Consider the following 3,014-nt stretch of genomic DNA (forward strand, 5'->3'; position numbering starts at 1 on the left):
ACCATGCTGGCCGGGGTCGCGGCGGCCGGCAGCGGATACCTCGTGGGCACTTTTCACCAGTACCGCGCCGGCCGGTGATTCTCCCGGGAACGTACGCCGCTGTGGTCGATCCGGTAGCCAGGAAAAGGAAGTGACATGTCCCGGACGATAATCGTGGGATCGGGCCCCGCTGCCGCGGGAGCGGCTCTGGCACTGGCCGAGGACCCGACCCAGGAAATCCTGGTCGTGGACATCGGGACGCGGCTCGAGGCCGAAGCTGCCAACATCGTCGACGAGCTCGGTCGCTCAGAGTCGGACGAGTGGCGTTCCGACCAGGTTGAGATCATCAGTCGTCAGCCGGTGCCCACCTCGCGCCGGGCCCTTCCGGAGAAGCGGGTCTACGGATCCGACTTCCCCTTCCGGGACGAGGGGCAGCTCCGCGGGGTGAGTGCGATGGTGGGTGCGAACCGGGCCGTAGTCTCCAGCGCGTACGGCGGTTTCAGTAATGTGTGGGGCTCGCAGTTAATGCCCTTCAGCAAGGCGACTTTCGGCCATTGGCCCTTCACCCTCCAGGAGTTGGAGCCGCATTACCGCCGAATCCTTGACCATGTCCCGATGTCCGGCGCGATCGACGATCTGGCCGAGTTGTTTCCATTGTTCCGGGAGCCACGACCGCTGCCGACCCTGGCACCGCGGACCCGCCAGGTTATTGGTGACTACGGTAGGCATCGGGAGCGGCTGCGCCGCGACGGCATCACCGTCGGAAAGGCTCGCCTGGCCCTCCGGGGTGGCGAGTGCGTCCGCTGCGGTCTCTGTATGACAGGCTGTCCTTACCGGCTGATCTATTCCTCCGCACAGACATTCGACCAGTTGATCAGCGAAGGTCGGGTCAAGTACCTGCCGGGACTCCTGGTATTCCGGGTTGAGGAGTCCGAGTCCGGGGCCCGTCTGTTCGCCCGGGAGACCGTGAGTGGCCAGACCCAGGAGCTAGAAGGAGATCGGATCTTTCTCGCCGCGGGTGCCCTGGGCAGCACGAGGATTGCTCTGAACTCGTTGCGTTGGTTCGATGAGCGGATCGAGCTCGCCGAATCTGCGCAGTTCACGGTTCCCATGCTGTCGCGGCGCCGGACACCTGATCCGCGTGCGGACGGGGAGATGACTCTCAACCAGTTCAATATGATTGTTGTGCTGGATGACGTCGGTCTCGATGTATCACAGATCCACTTTTATCCCTATAATCCCGCGATCACCGAGGCGCTTCCGCGGGTCCTGCAGTCCGGTTGGGGCTCCGTACTTGGTGACGAGGTTCTTCGGCGGCTTACGGTCGGTCTGGGTTATCTCCCGTCGTGGGCCTCTCCACGGCTACGGGTTCAGGCTGTCCCGCCTGCTGGTGAAGCGGATCTCCCGGAAATTCATCTGAGCGGTACCCGTGACGGCGTCCTCGGAAATGGGCTGCTCCGGAAGGTGGTGCGACGGCTCGTCACCGCCGCCCCGTTCCTCGATCTGTGGCCGGTGGTGCCGATGGTTTCCTGTTCGGCGCCGGGTAAGAGCTACCACTGGGGTGGGAGCTTCCCGCATTCCTCCGGGGTTTCGGGAACCCGGCATACAAGTGACATGCTTGGCCGGGTAGGGGGGTGGCGGCGTATTCACCTGGTTGACGCATCGGTGTTCCCTTCTGTGGCGGCTACGACATTTACTTTTACGATCATGGCAAATGCACACCGAATAGGATCAGAGGTGCGAGGGTTGTGACGAATACGGGTACGCGCACCGTGGGGATCACCGGTGCCCAGGGTTATGTGGGCGGCGTGATCCAGAACGCGCTACGCAAGGATGGCTGGACGACCGTGCAACTGGTTCGACGGCCGCCAGCCGACCTGACGGAAGAATGGCGCTTCTATGACTCCAGGCGAGCTCTCGCCCCCGGTCTTCTCGATGGCCTGGATGCGCTTGTGCATTGTGCCTACGACATGAGAGCCCGGCGCTGGACAGATATTCAGGCGGTAAACATCCATCCGACTCGAGCTCTTCTGGAAACGGCGCATAATTCCGTCCCGAAGGTCGTCGTCATCTCGTCGATGTCGGCTTATGAGGGGACGGCGCAACTATATGGGACGGCGAAACTCGCCATCGAACGCGACGCCCTCGCCTTCGGCGCCTCGGTAGTGCGGCCGGGCCTGGTCTACGGAAGGAGGGCGGGGGGGATGGCCGCCGCGCTCACCCGGTTGTCCCGCCTTCCGGTGAGTCCGGCTCCGAGTGGGAACCCCTACCAGTTCACTGTGGAGGAGGAAGATCTGGCTGCTGTGGTGGCTGCGATCCTGGTCAAGGATAGTCAAATTTCGGTGCCGCTTGGTGTCGCGCATCCAGAGCCGGTGTCCTTCCGGCACATCGTTGCGAAGTTTGCGGGCGAGGCGGGTCGTTCGCCACGATTTCTCCCCGTCCCGTGGAAGGCGCTGTACGGTTCTCTCGTGGCCTTGGAGGCGATACGAATACCACTGCCGGTACGTTCGGATTCGATACTCGGCCTTGTCCGCCCCGCCCCACAGGTGGTGAACTATGAGCGTGTCAAGGAACTCGGTGTATCGTTGCGTCCGTTCCCGCGCTGAGTGGGACCTGGAGGGCGTGCCGGATTCGCATTGACGCCAGAGGCCCGGAGTGGCGACGCGTGCCCGCCAGTCGATCAGCACATGCTGTGAATCGTCTGTTACCTTCCGTCGAACCACGCTGCGGCGATACTCATTCGCCGCAGGCGGAACGGCCGAACTAATGGCGTCTAGGCTCCTTGCCCACTTGGTATGGCCGAGGCGCTGTCACCACCCTGCAGCCGTAACGGTTAATGATCATCACGGTAGCATGCACGAATCGAGGCTTCGATCGACCGGTGACCGCGGCGTTCCTCGACCGATGGTTCTCTTGTTGTCGCCGTGGGTGTCCTACGGGTTTGTGGTGGGATGATGCCTGTGCCGGGACGGCGGGATCCCCATTTGCTCACCTCCTCTGACGGATGGTAGTTTCTGCGGAAAGTGAGATGGGTG

The 3,014-nt window shown here is 62.9% G+C and carries 2 protein-coding genes; both read left to right on the plus strand.

Annotated elements, in window-relative coordinates; translation table 11 throughout:
* Positions 1-135: 135 nt before the first annotated feature.
* Positions 136-1,731 (plus strand): GMC family oxidoreductase, encoded by a 1,596-nt coding sequence (locus tag AC08ON_RS06350; protein WP_476606786.1) that lies wholly within the window; start codon positions 136-138, stop codon positions 1,729-1,731.
* Positions 1,728-2,585 (plus strand): NAD-dependent epimerase/dehydratase family protein, encoded by an 858-nt coding sequence (locus tag AC08ON_RS06355; RefSeq protein ID WP_476606787.1) that lies wholly within the window; start codon positions 1,728-1,730, stop codon positions 2,583-2,585. Before AC08ON_RS06350 ends, AC08ON_RS06355 begins: the two co-directional genes overlap by 4 nt.
* Positions 2,586-3,014: the final 429 nt, after the last annotated feature.

Source organism: Frankia sp. CoWAU3, from assembly GCF_977971855.1.